Genomic DNA, 22,955 nt, shown 5'->3' on the forward strand with positions numbered 1-22,955 from the left:
GGTCTGGTCATGACCGTGATCGAAGATCTGCGAGTGGTGCCGACCGATGCCGAACGGCTGGTCGCGCTGCGGCGCATGAAGCGCGTCGCGACGAGCCTGCTCGCCGTCGCCGCTGTGGTGTTCGCGGTGTCGTTCGCGCTGCAGGACGCCGTGCAGTGGCTCGCCTACGTCCGCGCCGCCGCCGAGGGCGCGATGGTCGGCGCGATCGCCGACTGGTTCGCGGTGACGGCGCTCTTCCGGCATCCGCTCGGGCTGCCGATCCCCCACACCGCGATCATCCCGAACCGCAAGGACGAGATCGGGGCGAGCCTCGGTGCGTTCGTCGAGAACGAGTTCCTCTCCGACGAGGTCGTGCTCGGCAAGCTCGAGTCGATGGGCGTTGCGCGGCGCCTCGGCGAGTGGCTCGCGATGCCCGAGCACGCCGAACGGCTCACCGCCGAGGTCTCCGTCGCCGCGCGCGGGGTGCTCACCCTCCTCGGCGACGAGGATGTCGAGGACGTGATCGAGAACCTCGCCCGCCGGCACGTCTTCGCGCCCGAGTGGGGTCCGGCGATCGGGCGCCTCGGCGCTCGGCTCGTGGAGTCCGACCAGCAGCGCACGGCGATCGACGTCGTGCTCGAGAAGGCCGAAGGATGGCTCGAGTCCCATCCCGAGGCGTTCGGCAGCATGGTCTCCGACCGCCTGCCGCGCTGGCTTCCCGGATTCGTCGATCGCATGGTCGACGACCGCGCCTCACGAGAGGTGCGGTCGTTCGTGCGCGCCGTGCGCGTCGACCCGAGGCATCCGCTGCGGATCGCGATCGACCGCTACCTCGCCGACCTCACCGACGATCTCCAGCACGACCCGGACATGATCGCCCGCGTCGAGTCGCTGAAGGCCGAGCTCCTCGAGAGCGCCCGGCTGCGCGAGTTCGCCGGCGAGGTGTGGGAGTCGGTGAAGCACACGCTCGCCGAGTCGCTCGCCGACGAGCACAGTGAACTGCGCGCCGGGCTGCGCTCGGCGGTCATCGAGGTGGGATCGCGCCTCGCGAGCGACGAGGAGCTCGCGGCCAAGGTCGACGCCTGGGTCGCGGATGCCGCAGCCTACGTCGTGCGCACCTACCGGCACGAGATCGCCGGGGTCATCACCGAGACCGTCGAGCGGTGGGACCCGCGCGAGACCACCGAGAAGCTCGAGCTCCAGGTGGGCCGCGACCTGCAGTTCATCCGCATCAACGGCACCGTGGTCGGCGCGCTCGCCGGGCTCGCGATCTTCACGGTCGCGACCGGAGTGGGCGCGCTCCTCTGAGAAATGACCGCGTGACGGACCGGGGCGCCGGTGACAGACTGGGGGGATGCACGAGCGAGCGGGAACCCCGGCGACCGAATCCGATCTCATCAACGTGGAGGCCCTCGTCAAGGCCTATTACGATCGCGATCCCGATGTCTCCGAGCCCGACCAACGCGTGGCCTTCGGCACCTCGGGCCACCGCGGCTCATCGCTCACCACGAGCTTCAACGAACAGCACATCCTCGCGATCACACAGGCGATCGTGGAGTACCGCACGTCGCAGGGCATCACGGGCCCGCTCTTCATCGGCGCCGACACGCACGCCTTGAGCGCGCCAGCAATGACGACGGCCCTCGAGGTGCTCGTCGGCAACCAGGTGCGGGTGCTCGTCGACCGGTTCGACGACTTCGTGCCGACGCCCGCGCTCTCGCACGCGATCCTGAAGTGGAACAACGACCCGGTGCGCCGGGCCGAGGGCGAGGCCGACGGCATCGTCATCACGCCGAGTCACAACCCGCCCGGCGACGGCGGCTTCAAGTACAACCCGCCGCACGGCGGCCCGGCCGACTCCGAGGCCACGAGCTGGATCGCGCACCGCGCGAACGGGCTCATCGCCGACAACATGCGCGGCGTGCTCGAGGCCGAGCCGAGCGGCGTCGAGACCTACGACTTCCGCGGCAACTACGTCGACGACCTCGAGAGCATCATCGACTTCGACGCGATCCGCCGCTCTGGGGTGCGCATCGGCGCCGACCCGCTGGGCGGGGCATCCGTCAACTACTGGAGCGCCATCCGCGACAAGTACAACATCGACCTCACGGTCGTGAACGAGCGTGTCGACCCGACGTGGTCGTTCATGACGCTCGACTGGGACGGCAAGATCCGCATGGATCCGTCGAGCCCCTACGCGATGGCCTCGGTGCTCGCGCACGCCGGCGAATTCGACATCCTCACCGGCAACGACGCCGACGCCGACCGGCACGGCATCGTCACGCCCGACGGCGGCCTCATGAACCCGAACCACTACCTCGCGGTCGCGGTCGAGTACCTCTTCGGCCACCGATCCGGATGGCGGGCGGATGCCGCGATCGGCAAGACGCTCGTCTCGAGCTCGATGATCGACCGCGTCGCCGCGGCCCTGCGCCGTCGCCTCTGGGAGGTTCCGGTCGGCTTCAAGTGGTTCGTGCCCGGGCTGCTCGACGGCTCGGTCGGCTTTGGCGGCGAAGAGAGCGCCGGCGCCTCGTTCCTGCGCTTCGACGGCACAGCCTGGACCACCGACAAAGACGGCATCCTGCTCTGCCTGCTCGCCTCCGAGATCCGGGCGGTCACGGGCCGCTCGCCCTCGCAGCTCTACGCAGAGCTCGTCGCCCGCTTCGGCGATCCGGCCTATGAGCGCACGGATGCCGCGGCGACCCCCGCCCAGAAGTCCGTGCTCGGCAAGCTCGACGCGGCCTCGATCGAGGCGACCGACCTCGCCGGCGATCCGATCACGGCGAAACTCTCGGACGCTCCGGGCAACGCCGCCGCGATCGGCGGGGTCAAGGTCGCGACCGCCGACGCGTGGTTCGCGGCGCGACCGAGCGGCACCGAGAACGTCTACAAGATCTACGCGGAGTCGTTCCGCGGCCCCGAGCACCTGAAGTCGGTGCAGGCCGCGGCGAAGCAGCTCGTCGACGACGCGCTCGCCGACGCCTGACGCGCCTCCCCGGTGGTCGAGTAGCGCCGCGCGCCAGCGCGACGCGTATCGAGATTACCCAACGTGCACGTGCGGGCAGGGTGGTTTCGATACGGCGCTGCGCGCCTACTCAACCACCGGAGCTACGCGAGCGAGAAGTAGCTGACGTAGCCGCCGCCGGTGGCGAGGGCCTGGTCGACGTCCCAGTAATCGGCGTCCTTGGTGTGCCCGCCGACCCAGACCTTGGTTCCGGTCTCGGTGTGCTCGACGCGCGTGACGACGGCCGTGTGGTCGCGGTCGCCGGAGGAGTCCCAGTCGAACTGCGCGATGTCGCCGACCTTCACGAGCGAACGCTGCGAATCGTCGAGCGCCGTCGCCCGGTCGGGGCGCGCGGCGAGGTAGTCGCGGAGCGCGGTGGAGCTCACCCACGCGGCACCCATCGCACCGGTAGCCGCGTCGTGGTACCACTCGCCGTCCATCGTCCAGCCGCGGGCGATGAGCGACTGGCTCGCGAAGTTCGCGCAGTCGACACCGCTCAAGACGGTGTACTGCGCGGTGTTGTAACTGCTCCAGTAGGTGAGCACGTAGCCGACCTGCGCGTCGATGGCCGGGTTGGTCGTGTAGGCGAGGGTGAGGGCGTGCGGCACGGACTGCGTCGAGGCATGCACGATGCCGGGGAGCTCGGTGGTGAATGCCGCGGGAACGGATGCGCCGGCGGCGACGGTCGCGCCGGGCGCCTCGACGTCGACGGGCTCGCCCGCGACATCCGCGAATCGCACCTCCGCGCTGCCGAGCGCGTTCTCGGCGACGGCCGGCACGGCGAACGTCACGTGGCTCTCGTCGATCGCGACGATCGCCGCGGGAACGCCCGCGACGGTGACGGATGCGACCTGATCGAGCTCCTCGCCGGTGACGGTGACCTGCGTGCCGCCGGTGAAGGGCGCCTCGGCGACCGACAGGCCGCTCGTGATCGCGGGGCCGTCGTCCGTGTCGATGAGCGAGACGAGTTCGTCGACAGCGGCCGCTTCAACGGGATCGACCGTCTCGGCGACCGTGGCGACCGCCTCACGAGCCGAGACGACCCTCGTCGCGCCCTCACCGGCGGACGCAGCGACCGTGCCGAACGCGCTCACGCCCATGATCGCGGCGACGCAACCGAACGCGATGGAACGGCGCATCCCCGGCGCAGGTCGTCGATTTCGAACTGGATCGGCACGATGGCGAGGCTCGCGCGGCCCCTCCGAAGCCGTCTCGGGTTCGGCGGGCGCGGCTGCGGCCGAATCGGACGAGTCGACGGGAGCGGGATCCCCGAGGGAGCCGGTGGAATCGGCGGGAGCCGGGTCGCCGACCGCGTATGAATCGGTCGGAGCGGGGTCACCGATCGCGGGTGAATCGGCAGGAGTGAGGTCGCCGAGGGCGGCGTACGAGACGGAAGGGGGTTCACGGAACGTCGAACGGCGGCGCGATGGCAGCATGAAGTTCTGAAACACGTGGGGATCTTCCGGTCGGCATTTCGGGGGACCGCGTCACCCCATCACGACCGAATGTGAGGGAACCTCCTAAACGCTGGGAGAGCCGTGAGAGCGCGCTCACCCAGTGTTCAGGCGGGCACGCTCGTACGCCGCATCGCCAGGCGGAGCACGGCGATGATGAGCGGCACGAGCACGAGCACCGCCACGACGTTCACCACCGCGAAGCCGCCGATGCCGAGGATCACCCCGGAGAGGGCAGCGGATGCCGCCGCCGTCACGTTCATCGCGGCATCCGTGGCGCCCTGCAACGGCACCCGGACCGCCGGGTCGACCGAGGTCGTGAGCAGCGTCGATCCGCCGATGAGGCCGCACGACCAGCCGAGCCCGAGGAGACCGAGCGCGACGGGCACGAGCAGCATGTCGTCGCCCGCGGCGAGGATGCCGATGAGCGTCGCTGCGAAGAGGATGACCGCTCCGCCGACGATGACGCGCACCGGGCCGACCCGGTCGACGAGCCAGCCGACGATGGGGCTCGCGCCGTACATGCCGAACACGTGGATGCTGATGACCACCCCGACGAGCGTGAGCGACAGCCCGTGGTCGGTCATGTGCACCGGCGTCATGACCATGACGCCGACCATCACCGTGTGCGAGCACACGATGGCGAGGACCGCGACGAGGGAGCGCGGATTGCGCATCGCCGTGCGCAGCGCCTGCCAGGCGCCGACGCGCTCTGCGACCGGAGCCGTGTCGGCGACCGCGGCTGGCGCCGCCTCGTCGGCGACATCGAGGGCCGGCACGTCTGGGGCGATCGGAGCCGAGCCGGCGACGTCGGCGACCCCATCGGGAGCGATCGGTGGATCATCGTCGGGGTCGGCGGCGGACGCGCTCGTCGCGGCATCCGATGCGAGCGCTCCGGCCCGCGGCACCCGCAGGAGCGCGGCGACGAGCACGGTCGAGAGGCCGAACACGGCACCCGAGAGCAGGAACGGCCCGACGAACGGCGGGAGTCCGAGCGCGCGGCCCAGGACGTCTCCCGTGTCCGCGAGCAGGGGGCCGGCGACCGAGCCGAGTGTCGTCGCCCACAGCACGAGCGACATGGCGCGAGCCTCGAAACCGGGTGCTGCCACTTCGGTGGCCGCGAATCGTGCCTGCAGGCCCGCGGCAGCGCCCGCGCCGAACACTGCGAGCGCGAGGAAGACGAGCGGGATCCAGCCACCCGCCGACCCCACCACGATGAGCACGGCGCCGACGAAGGCGAGCCCGTAGCCGGCGGCGAGGGCGACATGGCGGCCGGAGCGCACCGCGAGCCGTGCGAGCGGAATCGCCGAGACCGCGGCCCCGAGGACGGTCGCGGACTGAGCCAGGCCGGCGAGCACGGCGGTGCCGGTGAGGTCTTGGGCGAGGAGCGCCGCGACCGCGACGCCGGACGCCACGCCGACACCCGCGAGCAGCTGATTGACGATCAGCACCGCGAGCGAGACGCCGCGCCGCGGCATCCGTTCAGCCATAGTCTGGCGCTGCCGGGAGGCCGAAGAACTCTTCGAGGGTCACGACGCCAGTCTCGTGCATCTCGGTCGCGAGGGGCACCCCCACATAGCGGAAGTGCCACGGCTCGAACGAGTACCCGGTCACCGGGGTCTTATCGGCCGGATATCGCAGGATGAACCCGAATCGCCACGCGTTGTCGCGCAGCCAGATGCCCTCGGGCAGCTCGGCGAGGCACGGGTCGAGCGAGCACTCCCCCGACAGCGGGCCGATGTCGATCGTGAGCCCGGTCTGGTGCTCGCTGAATCCCGGGCGCGCGGTGGTGAGGTCGTCGCCGTCGTAGACGTTCTCCTGGGCGCTGTACGACCGGTAGGCGCTGTTCGAGGCGAGCTCGAGCCCGGCCTCGTCGAACGCCGCCTGGAACATCGAGACCACGGCGTCGGATGCCTCCTGCCGAAGCAGCGGCTCGTTGGTGTGCTCGACCGGTACGTCGACGAGGTCTGGCGGTTCGAAGTCCTGCGGGGTGAGCGGCCGGAGCTTGTTGACGACGACCCAGATGCTCATGGGGTCGTCGAGGGAGTGCGCAGCCCGATCGAACGTGTCGACGGGCGCCGGCGGCGGAGGCTCGGCCGGCGCGGGTCGCACGGTCGGAGTCTCGGTGGGGTCGGATGCCGCGCTCGGGCCGGTATCGCCGTTCGAATCGTCGCCCGCAACGGCCCCGATCACGACCACGCTCGCGGCGATCAGTACGAGGCTCAGGGAGAGCGCCACGACCAGGCGCCGGTTCTGCCTGACGCGATCGGAGGGCTCTCGACGCTCGCTTGCAGACACGGTTTCGAGTGTACGCCCGCGGCCGCGGGGCGCTCGGGCGGGTCACGTCTCGGTAACGGAACCCTCGAATGAGAGCGCTCTCTTGACAATGCGATCCACGGCTGCTTATCATCAGGGCTGCATCGTGAGAGCGCTCTCACCCAGTGGGCCAGCGCGTCCTCACGTGACCATTCCGACACCACGCACACAAGGGAGTGACCGTGAAGCTTTCACGACGCACCAAGGCGATCGCAGCCATCGCAAGCGCCGCATCCATCGCCATCATCGCCACCGGTTGTTCGTCTCCGTCCGACTCGGGCGGCGGCGACGGCAAGGTCGAACTGACCGTCGCCACGTTCAACGACTTCGGCTACTCGGACGAGCTCCTCCAGGAGTACATGGACGAGAACCCGAACGTCACGATCGTGCACAACCGGGCCGCCACCTCGAACGACGCCCGCGCGAACTACTTCCAGAAGCTCGGCAAGGAAGGCCTCGCCGACATCGAGGCCGTCGAGGTCGACTGGTTCACCGAGGCCATGGAGTACTCCGACCTGCTCGCCGAGGTCCCCGAGGACGCCAAGGGCCGCTGGCTCGACTGGAAGGAGGCTGCCGCCACCGACGGTGAGGGCCGCCTCGTCGGCTTCGGCACCGACGTCGGCCCGCAGGGCATCTGCTACCGCTCCGACCTGTTCGCCGCAGCAGGCCTGCCGACCGACCGCACCGAGGTCGCTGCACTCCTCGAGGGCGACTGGGACAACTTCTTCAACGTCGCCGACCAGTACAAGGCCGCGACCGGCAAGCCCTTCATCGACTCGGCCAACTCCGTGCTCCAGGGCATCGTGAACCAGCTCGAGACCGCCTATGAGGAGCCCGACGGCACTGCCGTCGCCACTGAGAACGCCGACATCCAAGACGCCTACAACACCGTCGTCGAGCGCGCGGTGCCGATCTCGGCCTACGCAGGCCAGTGGAGCGACGACTGGTTCGCCTCGATGGCCAACGGCGAGTTCGCCGCGATGCTCTGCCCGGGCTGGATGCACGGCGTCATCTCGGGGAGCGCTCCTGAGGTCGCGGGCTGGGACGTCGCCGACGTCTTCCCCGGCGGCGGTGGCAACTGGGGCGGCTCGTACCTGACGGTCCCCGCCGACGGCAAGAACGTCGACGAGGCCCTGAAGCTCGCCGACTGGCTCACCGCGCCCGAGCAGCAGGTCAAGGCGTTCGTGAACGCCGGCACCTTCCCGAGCCAGGCCGCCGCCTACGAGGACGAGGGCCTCACCGCCTTCACCAACGAGTACTTCAACGACGCGCCCACCGGTGAGATCGGCATCAACCGTGCCGAGGCCGTGACCGTCGCGACCTTCAAGGGTCCGAAGTTCTTCCAGTTCCACGACGCGCTCCAGAACGCGGTCACGCGAGTCTTCGACGGCGTCGAGGACCAGCAGACCTCATGGAACACATGGGTCACCGAGGTCGGCGCCTTCTAGCCCAACCGTGCGGGTCGCGTCGCCCAGGCGGCGCGACCCGCGCAACCCCCGACCCGCCGTCCTCGTCCTCGTTTTCAGGAGCATCCCGTGACCGCCACCGCGACGCGCCCGCCGGCGCCCCCGACGAGCCGCCCGCCGCGGCCGCCGCGTGTCATCTCGTTCAGCCAGCGCCTCAGCCGATGGGACCTCAAGGTCTCGCCGTACCTCTACATCTCGCCGTTCTTCATCATGTTCGCGGTCGTCGGGCTCTTCCCGATCGCGTTCACGGCCGTGATCTCGTTCATGGACTGGGACCTCGTGCGCAACTCGGGCCAGTTCATCGGCTTCGACCAGTACGCCTGGATCCTCGGCCAGCCGCAGTTCTGGACGGCGCTGCGCAACACCTTCAGCATCTTCCTGTTCTCGGCCGTGCCGCAGCTCATCGCCGCGATCTTCATCGCCGCGATGCTCGACCGCAACATCCGGGCGAAGACCTTCTGGCGCATGGGCGTGCTCGTGCCCTTCGTCATGGCGCCCGTCGCCGTCGCGCTCATCTTCAGCAACATGTTCGGCGACAACCACGGGCTCGTGAACAACATCCTCACCGACGTCGGCCTGCCCGCGATCCAGTGGCACAAGGACGCGTTCTGGAGCCACGTCGCGATCGCCACGATGGTGAACTTCCGCTGGACGGGCTATAACACGCTCATCCTGCTCGCGGCCATGCAGGCGATCCCGCGCGACTACTACGAGGCCGCGACCGTCGACGGCGCCGGCGCATTCCGCCAGTTCCGCAGCATCACGCTCCCATCGCTCAAGCCGACGCTCATCTTCGTCATCATCACCGCGACGATCGGCGGCTTGCAGATCTTCGACGAGCCGCGCATGTTCGACCAGTTCGGCCGCGGCGGCGCCGCACAGCAGTGGCTCACGATCACCCTCTACCTCTACGACATCGGCTGGGGACAGTGGAACTTCGGCAGGGCGGCAGCGCTCGCGTGGATCCTGTTCCTGATCATCCTGATCATCGGCCTCATCAACCTGCTCGTGACGAGACGACTCGTCCGAGACGAAGGGCGGCGTTAGCCATGACCGCACTCGAGACTCCTCCGATCTCCACGACCGAGGCATCCGACAGCGAGCGGATGCCGCAGCCGCGCGCGACCCGGGGCCGCAACCGCACCACGAAGATCCGCGGCGTGCGCGCCGGGTTCTGGGTCTACGTCGGCCTCGGCGTCGTGCTCGTCGGCGCACTGTTCCCCTTCTATTGGTCGTTCCTCATCGGCTCGGGCGACTCGTCGACGATCAACGACCCCAACATGTCGTGGATCCCGGGCGGCAACTTCCTCGAGAACGCGGCGACGGTCGTGAACGACCCGGCCGTGAACTTCTGGCGCGCGCTCGGCAACTCGATCACGAGCTCCCTGCTCATCGCGGCATCCGTCGTCGTGACCTCGACGCTCGCCGGATGGGCCTTCGCGAAGCTGCGGTTCCCTGGCAGCAAGCCGCTGCTCGTCTTCGTCGTCGCGACGATGGCGGTGCCGATGCAGCTCGGCGTCGTGCCGCTGTACATCCTGTTCTCGGACCTCGGCTGGACCGGCAACATCGGCGCCATCGTCATCCCGGCCGTCACGAGCGCCTTCGGGGTGTTCTGGATGACGCAGTACCTGCAGCAGTCGGTCCCCGATGAGCTCATCGAAGCGGCACGCGTCGACGGCGCCTCGATGATCCGCACGTTCTGGACGATCGGGGTCGTCGCCGCGCGGCCGGCCGCCGCGATGCTCGGACTGTTCACGTTCGTCACGGCCTGGAACAACTTCTTCTGGCCGTTCATCGTGCTCGACCGCAGCGACCCGACCCTGCCCGTCGCCCTCTCGCTGCTGCAGTCGAACCACTTCGTGGACTACTCGATCGTGCTCGCCGGCGTGCTGCTGTCGACGCTGCCCCTGCTGCTGCTCTTCGTCTTCGCCGGCAAGCAGCTCGTTTCCGGAATCATGCAAGGAGCCGTCAAGGGATGACCACCGCCCAGTACCCCGCCGCCGCCCGCCCCGATGGCTCGCTCGTCGAGCGTGCAGCGGATGCGGCATCCGTCGCCCGGCCCTTTCCCGCCGACTTCCTCTTCGGCGCGGCGACCGCGGCCTACCAGATCGAGGGCGCCGCGTTCGAGGACGGCCGGACCGCGTCGATCTGGGACGCCTTCAGCCGGGTGCCGGGCGCGGTCGTGAACGCCGACAACGGCGATGTCGCGTGCGACCATTACCACCGGATGCCGCAGGACGTCGCCCTCATGCAGCAACTCGGCCTGCAGACCTACCGGTTCTCGACGTCATGGTCGCGCGTGCGCCCCGACGGCGGACCGGTGAACCCGAAGGGCGTCGACTTCTACTCGCGGCTCGTCGACGAGTTGCTCGGCGCGGGCATCAAGCCGTGGCTGACCCTCTACCACTGGGATCTGCCGCAAGCGCTCGAAGAGAAGGGCGGGTGGGCGAACCGCGACACCGCGTTCCTGTTCCGCGACTACGCGCTCGACGTGCACGAGGCACTCGGCGACCGGGTCGACGTGTGGACGACGCTCAACGAACCGTGGTGCTCGTCGTTCCTCAGCTACACGGGCGGGGCGCATGCCCCAGGGCGCCAGGATGTCGCAGCAGGGCTCGCCGCAGGCCACCACCTGCTGCTCGCGCACGGCCTCGCCGTGCAGGCGCTGCGCGAGCGCGACCCCGGGCTCGAGCTCGGCATCACGCTCAACCTGACCGTCGCGAAGCCCGTCGACCCGACGAACCCTGGCGATCTCGACGCTGCCCGCCGCATCGACGGGCAGTTCAACCGGTTCTTCCTCGATCCGATCTTCCTCGGCGCGTACGCCGACGACCTGCTGGCGGATGTCGGTCACCTCGGTCTCGATGCGGTCGTGCAGCCCGGCGACCTCGAGGTGATCTCGACGCCCATCGACACGCTCGGCGTGAACTACTACCACGGAGAGCTCGTGAGCGACCGGCCCGCCGAGCACCCGCTGCTCGCCGCGGCGCCGACCGACCGCCCGACACGGTCGCCGTACCCGGCGGCCGACGGGGTGTTCAACCATCCCCAGGGCCTGCCGCTCACGGCGATGGAGTGGGAGGTGCAGCCCGACGGCCTGCGCGAGCTCCTCGTGCGCGTGCAGCGGGACTACGCGGCATCCGCCGGTGTCCGTCTCTACGTGACCGAGAATGGTGCAGCCTACGAGGATGTCGTCGGGGGCGACGGCCGCGTGCACGACAGAGAGCGGGCGGACTTCCTCGAGGCGCACCTCGGTGCGATCCTCGACGCCATCGACGAGGGCGTGCCGGTGCACGGCTACTTCTACTGGTCGGTCATGGACAATTTCGAGTGGGCGTGGGGCTACGACAAGCGCTTCGGCCTCGTGCGCGTCGACTACGACACGCAGGAGCGCACGGTGAAGGACAGCGGCCTGGCCTACGCGTCGATCATCCGCGAGCGGTCGCTGCCGCGAACTCTCGCCGCACAAACCACCGATCGCACCGCTGCGGAAATAGACTGACCATATGCACGGGGGTGGTGGAGTCACGGCACGGCCCGCAGCGCCGACGCTCGAGGCGGTCGCGCGTGAGGCGAATGTCTCCCGCGCGACGGTGAGCCGGGTCGTGAACGGCTCCCCCAAGGTGCGGCCCGACGTGGTGACGGCCGTGAACGCGGCGATCGCGAAGCTGAACTACGTGCCGAACCGCGCGGCCCGTTCGCTCGCGAGCCGCACGACCCAGGCGATCGCGCTCGTCGTTCCCGAAGACACCACGAGGTTCTTCGGAGATCCCTACTTCGCCGCGATCGTGCAGGGCATCACCAGGCGCCTCGACGAGAGCGAATACCTCCTGAACCTGCTCATCTCGACGAATGACCCCGCCCGCAAGACCATGCGGTACCTGCGATCGGGCGTCGTCGACGGGGCACTCGTCGTCTCGCATCACGAGGGCGACGACTCGCTGTGGGAGGCCGTGGGCGCAGTGCCGATGGTGTTCGGCGGCCGCCCGTCGCGCGAGACCGACTCCGAGATCTACGTCGACGTCGACAACGTCGAGGGCGGCATGACCGGCACCGAGCACCTCATCGCGATCAACCGACAGCGCATCGGCACCATCACGGGCCCCCTCGACATGCCCGCGGGCATCGACCGGCTCGAGGGCTTCCGTCAGGCGATGGAGCGCGCGGGCCGACCCTCCGACGCCGTCGAGACCGCGGACTTCACCGTGGCCGGCGCCGTCGCCGCCACCCGCCGGCTGCTCACCCAGGTGCCCGACCTCGACGGTCTCTTCGTGGCGAGCGACCTCATGGCGACCGGCGCCCTCTCGGTGCTGCGCGAGCGCGGACGCCGTGTCCCAGAAGACGTCGCCGTGGTCGGCTTCGACGACAGCCCGGCCGCGACGTCGTCGGCGATCCCGCTCACGACGGTGCACCAGCCCTCGGCCGACATGGGCTTCGCGATGGCCGACCTGCTGCTGAGGGTGCTCGCCGGCGACACCACGGTGCCGCGTCGCAACATCATGCCGACGCGGCTGGTGCGGCGCGCTTCGGCGTAGCCGCCGGCATCCGTCACCCCGCGGGCGCGCCGACCTGGAACTCGACGTCGGCGACGCCCGAGAAGCGGGCGCGCATGACGGCGATCGCCTCGGGGTTCTCGTCGACGAGCACGAAGCGGCGGCCGAGCGTCGCCGCGACGGCGCCGGTCGTGCCGCTGCCCGCGAAGAAGTCGAGCACCCAGTCACCCTCACGCGTCGATGCCTGCACGATGCGTCGCAAGATGCCCTCGGGCTTCTGCGTCGGGTAGCCCGTCTTCTCGCGGCCCGTCGGCGAGACGATCGTGTGCCACCAGACATCCGTCGGCAGCTTGCCGAGCTCGGCCTTCTCGGGCGTGACGAGCCCGGGCGCCATGTACGGCTCGCGGTCGACGGCGCTCGAGTCGAACCAGTACCCACCGGGGTTCTTCACGTAGACGAGGATCGTGTCGTGCTTCGTCGGCCAGCGGCGCTTCGCCCGGGCCCCGTAGTCGTACGCCCACACGATCTCGTTGAGGAAGCACTCGCGCCCGAAGAGCGCGTCGAGCAGCACCTTCGCGTAGTGCGCCTCGCGATAGTCGAGATGCAGGTAGAGGGTGCCGTCGTCGGCGAGCACGCGCCAGGCCTCGGCGAGGCGTGGCTCGAGGAAGCCCCAGTAGTCCTCGAAGCGGTCGTCGTAGCGCAGCAGGTCGCCGCGGATGCGCTCGTAGCGCTTGCCCTGGAACCCCGTGATGGCTCCGGATGTCGCGGTGTGCGCCACATCCGTCGCGTCGGGGAGCCGCACGTGGTGTGTCGACCGCCGCTCCTGGGCACGCCCGGTGTTGAACGGCGGGTCGAGGTAGACGAGGGTGAACTGCCCGTCTGGCAGGGTCGGGAGCACGTCGAGGTTGTCCGCATGGATGATGCGGCTGGGTTCGTCGGCGCTCACTCGCCCAGTCTGCCAGCCCGGGGTTCCAGCGGCGTGCCGATCGGCGTAGCGTGAGCCGCGTACGAGGGGGCGCCATGCACGCAGTCGTGATCTTCGAGTCCATCTGGGGAAACACCGAGCAGCTCGCCCGCGAGGTCGCCGCCGGCATCGGCGGCGAGCGCACCGACGTGATCGACGCGGCATCCGCGCCGGCAGCGCTCGACGACGACGTCGACCTGCTCGTGGTCGGCGGACCGACGCACGCGTTCACGATGTCGACCGCATCGACGCGTGAGTCGGCGAGGCAGCAGGGCGCCGTGCACATCCCGGCCTGGGGCATCCGCGAGTGGATCGAGTCGCTCGCCTCGCCCGCCCGAGCCGTGCCCGTCGCGACGTTCGACACGCGAGTCGTCAGCCCGCGACTGCCGGGGTCGGCCGCGAAGAAGGCGATGAAACGGCTCGTCGCGGCCGGGTTCCGTGCGGCCGCGAAGCCCGAGACGTTCGACGTGCACGGCTACTCGGGGCCCGTCGCCGACGGCGAGCTCGATCGCGCGCGGAAGTGGGGCACGGAGATCGCCGGGCGGCTTCCGCTCGGGTGAGCGTTGCGCACAGGTGGTTTCGATACGCGTCCGGCTGCGCCGGGCGCTACTCAACCACCGGTCAGGCGCGGTCGACGTCGAGGCGGATGCGCCCGCGGAACCGGTCGGGGTCGCCCTCGTCGGCGTCGGCCGCCGCGAAGGAGATGCCCTTGTCGCCGTCGGGCGTGGGGGCCTGAACGGGGAGCCGGCTCTGCCGGTCGAGCTCGGCCTGCGCCTCGTGCTTACGGGGGGCGAACACCTCGTCGCCGATGAACATCACGCCGCCACCGCCGCCGCCACGACGCGTCTTGTCGGAGAGGTCGACCCAGCCGCGCCCCACGGCGAGCCAGATGAAGGCGACGACGAGTGCGGCGATCCCGAGCCAGATCCACCAATCCACCCGGCGATTCTAACGGGGATCTCTGGGCGTTCCATCCGCTGTCCACAGGCCCTCGCCGACCGGGCGTGTCGCACCGCCGACCGAGGGCTCGAGCGGCTCACGGCACGCGGTAGAGCCACTCCTCGGTCGCGAACTTCGACTCGGCGAGCGCCTCGGCCTCGGCCAACTCGTCGGCGCTGACGCTGCCGGCCGTCGCCCCGTAGAGGTCGGTGAACGTCTGCTTCAGGCTCTCGATGATGGCGGCGCGGCTGAGACCGGTCTGGCTGCGCAGCGGGTCGACGCGCTTGGCGGCCGACGCGATTCCCTTGTCGCTGATCTTCTCGCGACCGATGCGCAGCACCTCGAGCATCTTGGCGTTGTCGAGGTCGTAGGCCATCGTCACATGGTGCAGCACGCCGCCCGAGCCGAGGCGCTTCTGCGCGGCGCCGCCGATCTTGCCGAGCGGGCTCGCGATGTCGTTCAGCGGCTGGTAGGTCGCCTCGATGCCGAGGCCCCTGAGCCCCTGCAGCACCCAGTCGTCGAGGTAGGCGTAGGAGTCGGCGAAGCTCATGCCCTGCACGAGTTCGCCCGGCACGTAGAGCGAGTAGGTCACGACGTTGCCGCGCTCCATCATCATCGCCCCGCCGCCCGAGATGCGTCGCACGACCTCGAAGCCGTACTTCTCGGCGCCCTCGGGATCGACCTCGTTCTTCACCGACTGGAAGCTGCCGATGACGACGGCCGACTCGTCCCACTCCCAGAAGCGCAGGGTGGGTTTGCGGCGGCCCTCGCCGACACGGGTCGCGAGCACCTCGTCGAGCGCGAGGTGGGTGCGGGGAGGTACCGCGGCGTCGTGCACGACCTCCCATTCGAAATCGGCCCAGCTCCTGGCATCCGTCATCGCCCGGCGCACCGCCACCGCGACGGCCTCTGCCGAGAACCCGAGCAGCACGGTGCCGGGCCGAAGCGCAGCGGTGATCGCCTGCGCGATCTGCTTGGCGTCGGATGCCGCGGGCAGCCCGTCGAGCGCCCGGTCGAAGTCGCCGAGCGCCTCGTCGGGCTCGAGGAAGAAGTCGCCCGCGACGCGGGGATTGCGGATGACGTCGTCGACGACGTCGAAGTCGACGACCACGAGCTTGCCGCCGGGCACCTTGTATTCACCGTGCATGCGCTACAGCCTACGGATGCGAGACGACAAGCGAGCGCGGATGCCGCGGGTGCGCCTACGATCCCATCAGGAGGGGACCACGGATGACGACGCTCTACCTTGCTCGCCACGGCGAGACCGAATGGCATGCCGAGCACCGATATGCAGGCTCATCCGACGTGGCGCTCACCGCACGCGGACGGGAGCAGGCCGCTGCACTGCGCGACTGGGCCGCGACGGCGCAGCTCGCGGGCATCGTGGCCTCGCCGCTCAGCCGGGCGAGGCTGAGCGCGGAGCCCGCCGCGCAGGCGACCGGACTGCAGCTCCGCATCGATGCGAGGCTCGTCGAGATCGACTTCGGCGCCGGCGAGGGCATGTCGCCCGGCGAGCTGGCAGCGACCTATCCCGACGAGTGGTCGGACTTCGAGCGACGGCCGGCGTGGCATCCGCTGCCCGGCGGTGAGCCCGGCGTCGACGGGGTCGCACGAGCGATGCCCGCGCTCGAGGAGCTGGCGACCGAGTTCCCGCAGCCCGACGACCGCGTGCTCGTGGTGTTCCACGCGACGCTCATGCGGCTGCTCGTGTGCGAGCTCGTCGGCATCGATCCCGACCACTACCGCGACGTGTTCCCCGTGGTCGACGGCTGCTCGCTGCTCACGCTCGAGTTCCCGTGGCAGGGCGAGTCGAAGGGCGCGGGGCGGGCGCGACTGCTCGGGTTCAACGTGCCGCCCGTGCCGGCGGGCACGGCGTAGGCCGAGCGTCAGTCCGTCGCGAAGCGCTCGTCGAGCCACCTGATCAGGTCGGCCCGCACCTCGGCGCGATTCTTCTCGTTGAAGATCTCGTGCCGGTCGCCCTCGTAGACGATGAGCTGCGCGTCGACGAGACCGCACCTGCGCACGTAGTCGCGGAGGAGGCGCACGGTGTTCCGCTCGGAGGAGACCGGGTCGTCTGAGCCGACCATGATGAGCAACGGCAGCTCGGACGGGATGCGCCGCGACGGCCACGTCGTGAGCCGGAACACGTCGACCCAGCCGAGGAGCTGCTGGATCGTGCGATCCGTCGTGTACGGATCGGCCTGGAACGCCTTGGCGACGGCCGGGTCGCTGCTCAGCCACTCGACGGAGGTGCCGCCGGGTCGCTCGAAGCCCTTGTTGAGGTTGCCGAGGTTCCCGTAGCCCGGGATGAGCCGCGCGGTGCCCGACAGCACGACTCCGTCGAACGCGTCGGGCATGCGATTGAGCACATGCTGTGCCATGAACGATCCCCATGAGTGCCCGAGCAGCACGAGCGGCACGTCGGGCCCCTCGGTCTCGCGGATGATTCCGGTGAACTGCTGCATGGCGTCGATCGCGGCGCGCACGCCGCCCGGGCCGAGTCGCCCCATGCGCGTGAGGTCGCCGCCGTGCTGCTCGAAGCCGGTCTGCCCGTGACCGCGGTGGTCGTCGGCCCACACCGAGTACCCGGCCTCGTTCAGCGCCTCGATGAGCTCGGAGTATCGGCCGATGTGCTCGCCGATGCCGTGCGCGAGCTGCACGACCGCGGTCGCCTCGGGCACCCGCCACGACCGGTAGTGGATGTGCACGCCGTACGCGTCGGTGAAGATCGGCATGCGGCCATTGTGGCACCGCGAGGTCAGGCCACGCGGGTGATCTCGACCGTGACGAAGAGTTCGGAGGTGCTCGCTCCGGCGTAGACGCCGCGCAACGGCGGAACATCGCTGTAGTCGCGGCCACGGCCGACGAGCACGTGGAGGTCGCCGACCTCGACGAGGTTCGTCGGATCGTAACCGTGCCACTCCCCCGCGAACCACTCGACCCACGCGTGCGATTCACCGACGACCGTGTCGCCGATCGCGGCGCCCGCGTCGGGATGCAGGTAGCCCGAGACGTAGCGAGCGGGGATGCCGATCGAGCGCAAAGCGCCGATCGCGAGGTGCGCGATGTCTTGACACACGCCCTTGCGCTCGCCCCACGCCTCCCTCGCGGTCGAGTGCACGCCCGTGACCCCGAACATGTACTCCATGGCGCCGCCGACGGCGCGGCACACCTCGAGGGCGGTCTCGCCGACGGGCGCGCCCTCGGCCGCGATCTCCGCGGCGAGCGTGGCGACGTCTGGCGGCGGCGCCGTGACGAGCGAGGGAGTGGATGCCTCGACGAGCGTGAGCGTCGACTTCGCAGCCTCTGCCAGCTCCTCCCAGGAGAGCTCGCCGCGCCGGTGCGGGGCGGGCCGCACCTCGACGAGGCTCGTCGCCGTGACCGCGAGCTCGCGGTGCGGGGTCAGCACCTCGAACGTCGAGACCCTCGTGCCCCAGTAGTCGAGGTAGGAGTGCTGGGTCGCGCCCGGGCGGATGTCGAGTCCGGCCTGCAGCACGAACTGCTCGCCGCCCGAGTGCGGCAGCATGCGCGCCTCGTTGTACGACGCGGTCGCGGGCTGCTCGTAGCTGAAGCCCGTGCGGTGCACGATGCGGATGCGGCTCATGAGACCTCTCCGATCCAGACGGGCGCGACGCTCGTCGGGAAGTAGCGCTGCCGGATCGCCTCGCTCGCCGACGACGTGACCGATTGCACATGCTCCATGTGCGCCGTCAGGTCGGTGAGGATTTCGGCGATCGGGCGGTACTCGAGCTCGGAGCGGATCTGCCCGAGCAGCCGCTGCCCCTGGTCGGTGACGCCGACGCGGCCGGCACGCGGGTCGATCTCTCGCAGCGATTCTTCGGCACGGATGACGCTCGAGATGATCGACCGCGGGAAGAGCCGGTCGAGCAGCAGGAACTCGGCGGCCGACTGGGTCGACGGCACCCCGCGATAGCTACGGAGGTAGGCCTCGTACCCGCCGCAGCTGCGGAGGATCGTGGTCCAGCTCGGCCCGCTCGCCTCGGTGAGCGAGCGTGTCGCGAGGAGGCGTGCGGTCATGTCGGCGCGCTCGAGAGCGCGTCCGAGCGAGAAGAAGTGCCAAGCCTCGTCGCGACTCGTCGCGGAGTCGACGACGCCGATCGCGAGCGCTGAGCGGTCGCGGACCCAACGGAAGAACTCGTGCGTCTTGTCGCCGGCGACTCGTCGCGGCATCCGTGCGTTCGTCTGGTTCAGCGCCTCCCACAGCTCGGTCGAGACGATCTCGCGGGCGCGCCGTGCGTTCTCGCGGGCGGCGGCGATGGAGTGCGCGATCGAGGCCGGGTGCGTGCGGTCGACGGCGAGGAGGGCGATGACGTCGTCGCGGCCGAGCGGCACGTCTTCATTCGCCTCGCTGCCCATCACGGAGAGGAGCGACCGGCAGGCGGTGTCCTCGTCGATCCACGGGTCTTCGAGCAGGAGCTGCAGGTGCACGTCGAGGATGCGCGCGGTGCCGTCGCTGCGTTCGATGTACCGGCCGATCCAGAAGAGGGACTCGGCGATGCGGCTCAGCATGTCGTCGCCGCCCCACGGAGTTGTTGCTGCTGTTGTTGCTGCTGCTGGCGCACGGGCGCCTCCTCGTCTTGCGGTGAGGCCTCGGGCGGATGCAGTCCGTGGGTCGAGCCGCCGGTGGAGCCCGCGTCGGCGGCCGCCACGACGGCGCTCGTCTCGACCGCCTTCGTGGCCTGGTCGGCGACGAGCGCACCCATGCCCGACGCGGAGCGGCCGGTGCGCATCACGCCCATGGCCCCGGCCCCGGCTCCGTTCGCGGAGTCGCCGTCGAGCACCCATGTGTCTTTCGAGCCGCCGCCCTGGCTCGAGTTCACGACGAGCTGCCCCTCGGGCAGGGCCACTCGCGTGAGGCCGCCGGGCAGCACCCACACGTTCTCGCCGTCGTTCACGGCGAACGGCCGGAGGTCGGCGTGGCGGGGCCGCATGCCGTCTTCCACGAGCGTGGGGATCGTCGAGAGCTGCACGACGGGTTGCGCGATCCAGCCGCGAGGGTCGCTGAGGAGCTGCGTGCGCAGCTGGGCGAGCTCGGCCTTCGAGGCATCCGGCCCGATGACGAGGCCCTTGCCTCCCGAGCCGTCGACGGGCTTCACGACGACCTCGTCGAGCCGGTCGAGCACCTCGGCGAGTGCCTCGGGCTCCTCGAGCCGCCACGTGTCGACGTTGGGCAGGATCGGCTCTTCGCCGAGGTAGTAGCGAATGATGTCGGGCACGTAGGTGTAGACGAGCTTGTCGTCGGCCACGCCGTTGCCCACGGCGTTCGCAATCGTGACGTGGCCGAGTCGGGCCGCGAGCAACATGCCCGGCGCGCCGAGCACCGAGTCGGGGCGGAACTGCTGCGGGTCGAGGAACTCGTCGTCGACCCGGCGGTAGATGACGTCGACGCGGGTGGGACCGGCGGTCGTGCGCATCCACACGCGGCCGCCCGAGCAGAAGAGGTCGCGGCCTTCGACGAGCTCGACGCCCATGAGGCGGGCGAGCAGCGTGTGCTCGTAGTACGCGGAGTTGTGCACGCCCGGCGTCAGCACCACCACGGTCGGGTCTTCGACGCCCTCGGGCGCGCTCGCGCGGAGCGCCTGCAGGAGCTTGTTCGGGTAGTCGCCCACCGGCCGCACGCGCATCGAGACGAAGAGCTCGGGCAGGGTCTGCGCCATCACCCGGCGATTCGAGATGACGTAGCTCACGCCGCTCGGCACGCGCACGTTGTCTTCGAGCACCCGCCAGTCGCCGCGCTCGTCGCGGATGACGTCGATGCCGGAGACGTGGATGCGCACCCCGTTCGCGCTCGAGATCCCAGCGGCCTGCCGGTGGTAGTGCGTCGACGAGCTGATGAGCGCCGCCGGGATGACGCCGTCGCGCACGGCCGCTTGCGGCCCATAGACGTCGGCGAGGAACCGCTCGAGGGCGCGCACCCGCTGGGCGACGCCCGCCTCGACGGTGGTCCACTCGGATGCCGCGATGACGCGCGGCACGGCATCGAGCGGGAAGGGCCGCTCCTCCCCCGCGAAGTCGAAGGTGACGCCTTGCGCGAGATACGAGCTCGCGAGGGCGTCGGTGCGTCCGCGGAGCTCCTCTTGCGTCATGCGGGCGAGGGCCGGATACAGCTCGCGGTAGGGCTCGCGCACGCTTACCCCGTCGGTCGGGAACATCTCGTCCCACGGCTGCGCTCGCCGCTTGCGCCTGCTGCTTGCGCGAGCGGGGGTGTAGCCGTCGAAGAGCGTTCCCATGGCACGAGGCTCCCAGTCTGTGGTTACCGCGATGTTACCGGGGCGCGTCGCGCGTGCGGCATCGGGCGACGCAGGCATCCACCGAACTTTACTTAGCTTTGCTAATGAGCTAAGCTAACTACCCTATGGCGACGATCGCGGAGCAGAGCACCGAACTCCGTCTCGCGACCTTCCGGCTGGCCCGCCGCATCCGTGCGCAGAAGGCCGACCAGGCCCTCTCCGACGCGCAGTTCGCGGTGCTCGGCGAGCTCTACCGACACGGCAGCCAGACCCTCACCCAGCTCGCCGAGCGCGAACGGGTGTCGGCGCCGTCGATGAACCGCACGGTCAACCACCTCGAAGAGGCCGGCTATCTCGTGCGCACCCTCGACGACGTCGATCGCCGCAAGACCAACATCACCCTGAGCGACGCCGGCCGCGACGTCGTGAAGGCCACGCTCTCGAAGCGCGACGCCTGGCTCACCACGCGCCTTCGCGAGCTCTCGAAAGAAGACCGCGCGACCCTCGCCCGGGCCGCTGAACTGATGGGAGGACTCGCCACCCAGTGAGTGCAATGTTCCGCTCCCTCGTCCACCGCAACTACCGAATCTGGTTCATCGGCGCCCTCGTCTCGAACGTCGGCGCCTGGATGCAGGCCACCGCCCAGAACTGGGTCGTGCTCACCGAGCTCACCGACAACGACGCCTTCGCCGTCGGCATCACGATGGCCCTGCAGTTCGCCCCGCAACTCCTGCTCGTGCCCGTCACGGGCCTCATCGCCGATCGCTTCGAGCGTCGCAAGATCCTCATGGTCACGCAGACCGCGCTCATGACGCTCGGCGTCGCGCTCGGCCTCCTGCTCGTGTTCGGCCGGGCCGAGCTCTGGCACCTCTACGTGTTCGCGCTGCTCCTCGGCATCGTCAACGCCGTCGACACACCCGCTCGCCAGACCTTCGTCGCCGACCTCGTGTCGAGCTCGCACATGTCGAACGCCGTGGCGCTGAACTCCGCCTCGTTCAACGCCGCACGAATGATCGGCCCTGCCGCAGCCGGGTTCCTCATCGTGCTCGTCGGCTCGGGCTGGGTGTTCATCATCAACGGGGCCACCTTCCTCGCCGTGCTCGTCGCACTCGCGATGCTGCGCGGCAGGCAATTGACGCGGATGCCGCGAGCCCCTCGCGCGCGCGGCCAGTTCGTTGCGGGGTTCCGCTACGTCGCGTCCCGCCCCGACCTCGTGATCGTGTTCGTCATGGTGTTCCTCATCGGTGCGTTCGGCATGAACTTCCCGATCTTCTCCTCGACGATGGCGGTCGAGTTCGGCCGCGGCGCCGGCGAGTACGGCCTGCTCTCGTCGATCCTCGCGATCGGCTCGCTCACCGGCGCGCTCCTCGCCGCCCGCCGAGACCGCGCCCGCATGCGCGTGATCATCCTCGCCTCGGGCTTCTTCGGCGCCGCGGTGCTCATCGCTGCCCTCATGCCCACGTTCTGGACCTTCGCGGCGTCAGGAATGCTCATCGGCTTCGGCGCGGTGACCATCCTCACCACGGCGAACGGCTACGTGCAGACCACGACCGAGCCCGAGCTGCGCGGCCGGGTGATGGCCCTCTACATGGCGATCCTCTCGGGCGGCACGCCGCTCGGCGCACCCATCGTGGGCGCCGTCGCCGACGCGTGGGGTCCGCGCTGGGCGCTCGGCGTCGCCGCAGTCGCCGCCGTGGTCGCGGCCCTCATCGGGCTCGGCTGGCTCGTGTTCGCACGGGGAATGCGCGTGGTGCGGCATCCGCGATCCGCTTGGCGACCCGCAGTGCGATTCGCGGATGCCCCGACCGCCGCGATCGCCGTCGTCGCCACCCGGCCCGTGCGCCTCGTGCACGACCATGCCAGGCCGGGCGAGGGCGAGCTCGTGCCGCCCGTGCCGAACAACCGGCTCGTGCCGGCCGACTTCTCGGAGCAAGTGGCGCTCACCTCGCCGATCCCCCTGCCGAAGCCGCAGTCTCGCGAGCGCGCGGCCGACGTGCCGCGGCGCGACCATGACGAGGCGCAGCACCGCGACCACGACGGGGTGCGCCCGGCGGCCACCGGCCCCAAGCCCCGGCCGAAGCGCGCCGAC

Annotated in this window: 21 protein-coding genes; 11 read left to right on the forward strand and 10 right to left on the reverse strand. The window is 70.0% G+C overall.

Annotation, left to right across the window (positions count from 1 at the left end; all coding sequences use genetic code 11):
• The first annotated feature begins 9 nt into the window (after positions 1-9).
• Both ESP51_RS03160 and pgm read left to right on the forward strand, forming a co-directional pair.
• Positions 10-1,287, forward strand: coding sequence for a DUF445 domain-containing protein (locus ESP51_RS03160; protein WP_129519431.1), 1,278 nt, complete (start codon positions 10-12; stop codon positions 1,285-1,287).
• A gap of 46 nt (positions 1,288-1,333) precedes the next feature.
• On the forward strand, positions 1,334-2,965 hold the full coding sequence (gene pgm, locus ESP51_RS03165) for a phosphoglucomutase (alpha-D-glucose-1,6-bisphosphate-dependent) (RefSeq protein ID WP_129519432.1): 1,632 nt from the start codon (positions 1,334-1,336) through the stop codon (positions 2,963-2,965).
• A 122-nt stretch (positions 2,966-3,087) separates the two neighbouring features.
• On the opposite strand, the gene ESP51_RS03170 is transcribed toward pgm, so the two are convergent.
• From ESP51_RS03170 to ESP51_RS03180, 3 genes are all read right to left on the reverse strand, one after another.
• A complete protein-coding gene (locus ESP51_RS03170) occupies positions 3,088-4,122 on the reverse strand; it encodes an amidase domain-containing protein (RefSeq protein ID WP_164990379.1) in 1,035 nt (344 codons plus the stop codon).
• Positions 4,123-4,544: 422 nt separating this feature from the next.
• The gene (locus tag ESP51_RS03175) at positions 4,545-5,927 is read right to left on the reverse strand and encodes an MFS transporter (RefSeq protein ID WP_129519434.1); all 1,383 of its coding nucleotides are present in this window, start codon (positions 5,925-5,927) and stop codon (positions 4,545-4,547) included.
• Positions 5,920-6,735, reverse strand: a complete 816-nt coding sequence (locus ESP51_RS03180; RefSeq protein ID WP_241842944.1) for a M15 family metallopeptidase — start codon at positions 6,733-6,735, stop codon at positions 5,920-5,922. Before ESP51_RS03180 ends, ESP51_RS03175 begins: the two co-directional genes overlap by 8 nt.
• Positions 6,736-6,929: 194 nt before the next feature.
• Here ESP51_RS03180 and ESP51_RS03185 point away from each other — a divergent pair, with 194 nt between their 5' ends.
• The 5 genes from ESP51_RS03185 to ESP51_RS03205 all read left to right on the forward strand — a co-directional run bounded on the left by ESP51_RS03185 (position 6,930) and on the right by ESP51_RS03205 (position 12,754).
• Positions 6,930-8,201 (forward strand): ABC transporter substrate-binding protein, encoded by a 1,272-nt coding sequence (locus ESP51_RS03185; RefSeq protein WP_422386823.1) that lies wholly within the window; start codon positions 6,930-6,932, stop codon positions 8,199-8,201.
• Positions 8,202-8,288: 87 nt separating this feature from the next.
• A complete protein-coding gene (locus ESP51_RS03190; protein ID WP_129519436.1) occupies positions 8,289-9,266 on the forward strand; it encodes a carbohydrate ABC transporter permease in 978 nt (325 codons plus the stop codon).
• A 2-nt stretch (positions 9,267-9,268) separates the two neighbouring features.
• Positions 9,269-10,198: a carbohydrate ABC transporter permease gene (locus ESP51_RS03195; protein WP_206737179.1), complete on the forward strand. Its 930-nt coding sequence runs from the start codon at positions 9,269-9,271 to the stop codon at positions 10,196-10,198.
• Entirely contained in the window at positions 10,195-11,721 is a 1,527-nt protein-coding gene (locus tag ESP51_RS03200; protein ID WP_129519437.1) for a GH1 family beta-glucosidase, read from the forward strand. The genes ESP51_RS03195 and ESP51_RS03200 overlap by 4 nt, the downstream gene beginning before the upstream one ends.
• 4 nt (positions 11,722-11,725) lie before the next feature.
• The gene (locus ESP51_RS03205) at positions 11,726-12,754 is read left to right on the forward strand and encodes a LacI family DNA-binding transcriptional regulator (protein ID WP_129519438.1); all 1,029 of its coding nucleotides are present in this window, start codon (positions 11,726-11,728) and stop codon (positions 12,752-12,754) included.
• A gap of 13 nt (positions 12,755-12,767) precedes the next feature.
• Here the strand turns inward: ESP51_RS03205 and ESP51_RS03210 are convergent, their stop codons facing one another.
• The gene (locus tag ESP51_RS03210) at positions 12,768-13,658 is read right to left on the reverse strand and encodes a DNA-methyltransferase (RefSeq protein WP_129519439.1); all 891 of its coding nucleotides are present in this window, start codon (positions 13,656-13,658) and stop codon (positions 12,768-12,770) included.
• A 74-nt stretch (positions 13,659-13,732) separates the two neighbouring features.
• Between ESP51_RS03210 and ESP51_RS03215 the strand changes: the two genes are divergently transcribed.
• Positions 13,733-14,236, forward strand: coding sequence for a flavodoxin family protein (locus tag ESP51_RS03215; RefSeq protein WP_129519440.1), 504 nt, complete (start codon positions 13,733-13,735; stop codon positions 14,234-14,236).
• 61 nt (positions 14,237-14,297) lie between these two features.
• On the opposite strand, the gene ESP51_RS03220 is transcribed toward ESP51_RS03215, so the two are convergent.
• Positions 14,298-14,615 carry a hypothetical protein gene (locus ESP51_RS03220; RefSeq protein WP_129519441.1) on the reverse strand — a complete coding sequence of 106 codons (318 nt, stop codon included), beginning with the start codon at positions 14,613-14,615 and terminating at the stop codon, positions 14,298-14,300.
• A gap of 97 nt (positions 14,616-14,712) precedes the next feature.
• Positions 14,713-15,762: a lipoate-protein ligase LplAB gene (locus ESP51_RS03225; protein ID WP_129519442.1), complete on the reverse strand. Its 1,050-nt coding sequence runs from the start codon at positions 15,760-15,762 to the stop codon at positions 14,713-14,715.
• 83 nt (positions 15,763-15,845) lie between these two features.
• Between ESP51_RS03225 and ESP51_RS03230 the strand changes: the two genes are divergently transcribed.
• Positions 15,846-16,493: a histidine phosphatase family protein gene (locus tag ESP51_RS03230; RefSeq protein ID WP_129519443.1), complete on the forward strand. Its 648-nt coding sequence runs from the start codon at positions 15,846-15,848 to the stop codon at positions 16,491-16,493.
• Between the two features lie 8 nt (positions 16,494-16,501).
• Here ESP51_RS03230 and ESP51_RS03235 read toward each other — a convergent pair whose 3' ends face one another.
• Genes ESP51_RS03235 through ESP51_RS03250 form a run of 4 tightly spaced genes read right to left on the reverse strand, consistent with a single transcriptional unit; the run spans position 16,502 to position 20,866 of the window.
• Positions 16,502-17,350, reverse strand: a complete 849-nt coding sequence (locus ESP51_RS03235) for an alpha/beta fold hydrolase (RefSeq protein ID WP_129519444.1) — start codon at positions 17,348-17,350, stop codon at positions 16,502-16,504.
• Positions 17,351-17,373: 23 nt separating this feature from the next.
• Positions 17,374-18,219 carry a transglutaminase family protein gene (locus ESP51_RS03240; RefSeq protein WP_129519445.1) on the reverse strand — a complete coding sequence of 282 codons (846 nt, stop codon included), beginning with the start codon at positions 18,217-18,219 and terminating at the stop codon, positions 17,374-17,376.
• A complete protein-coding gene (locus ESP51_RS03245; protein ID WP_129519446.1) occupies positions 18,216-19,145 on the reverse strand; it encodes an alpha-E domain-containing protein in 930 nt (309 codons plus the stop codon). Before ESP51_RS03245 ends, ESP51_RS03240 begins: the two co-directional genes overlap by 4 nt.
• Entirely contained in the window at positions 19,139-20,866 is a 1,728-nt protein-coding gene (locus ESP51_RS03250; protein ID WP_129519447.1) for a circularly permuted type 2 ATP-grasp protein, read from the reverse strand. The genes ESP51_RS03245 and ESP51_RS03250 overlap by 7 nt, the downstream gene beginning before the upstream one ends.
• A 125-nt stretch (positions 20,867-20,991) precedes the next feature.
• Between ESP51_RS03250 and ESP51_RS03255 the strand changes: the two genes are divergently transcribed.
• The gene (locus tag ESP51_RS03255; protein ID WP_129519448.1) at positions 20,992-21,414 is read left to right on the forward strand and encodes a MarR family winged helix-turn-helix transcriptional regulator; all 423 of its coding nucleotides are present in this window, start codon (positions 20,992-20,994) and stop codon (positions 21,412-21,414) included.
• Positions 21,415-21,419: 5 nt separating this feature from the next.
• A partial coding sequence (locus tag ESP51_RS03260) for an MFS transporter (protein ID WP_129519449.1) occupies positions 21,420-22,955 on the forward strand: 1,536 nt, incomplete at its 3' end.

This window comes from Agromyces albus, assembly GCF_004134825.1.
Taxonomy (GTDB): Bacteria; Actinomycetota; Actinomycetes; order Actinomycetales; family Microbacteriaceae; genus Agromyces; species Agromyces albus.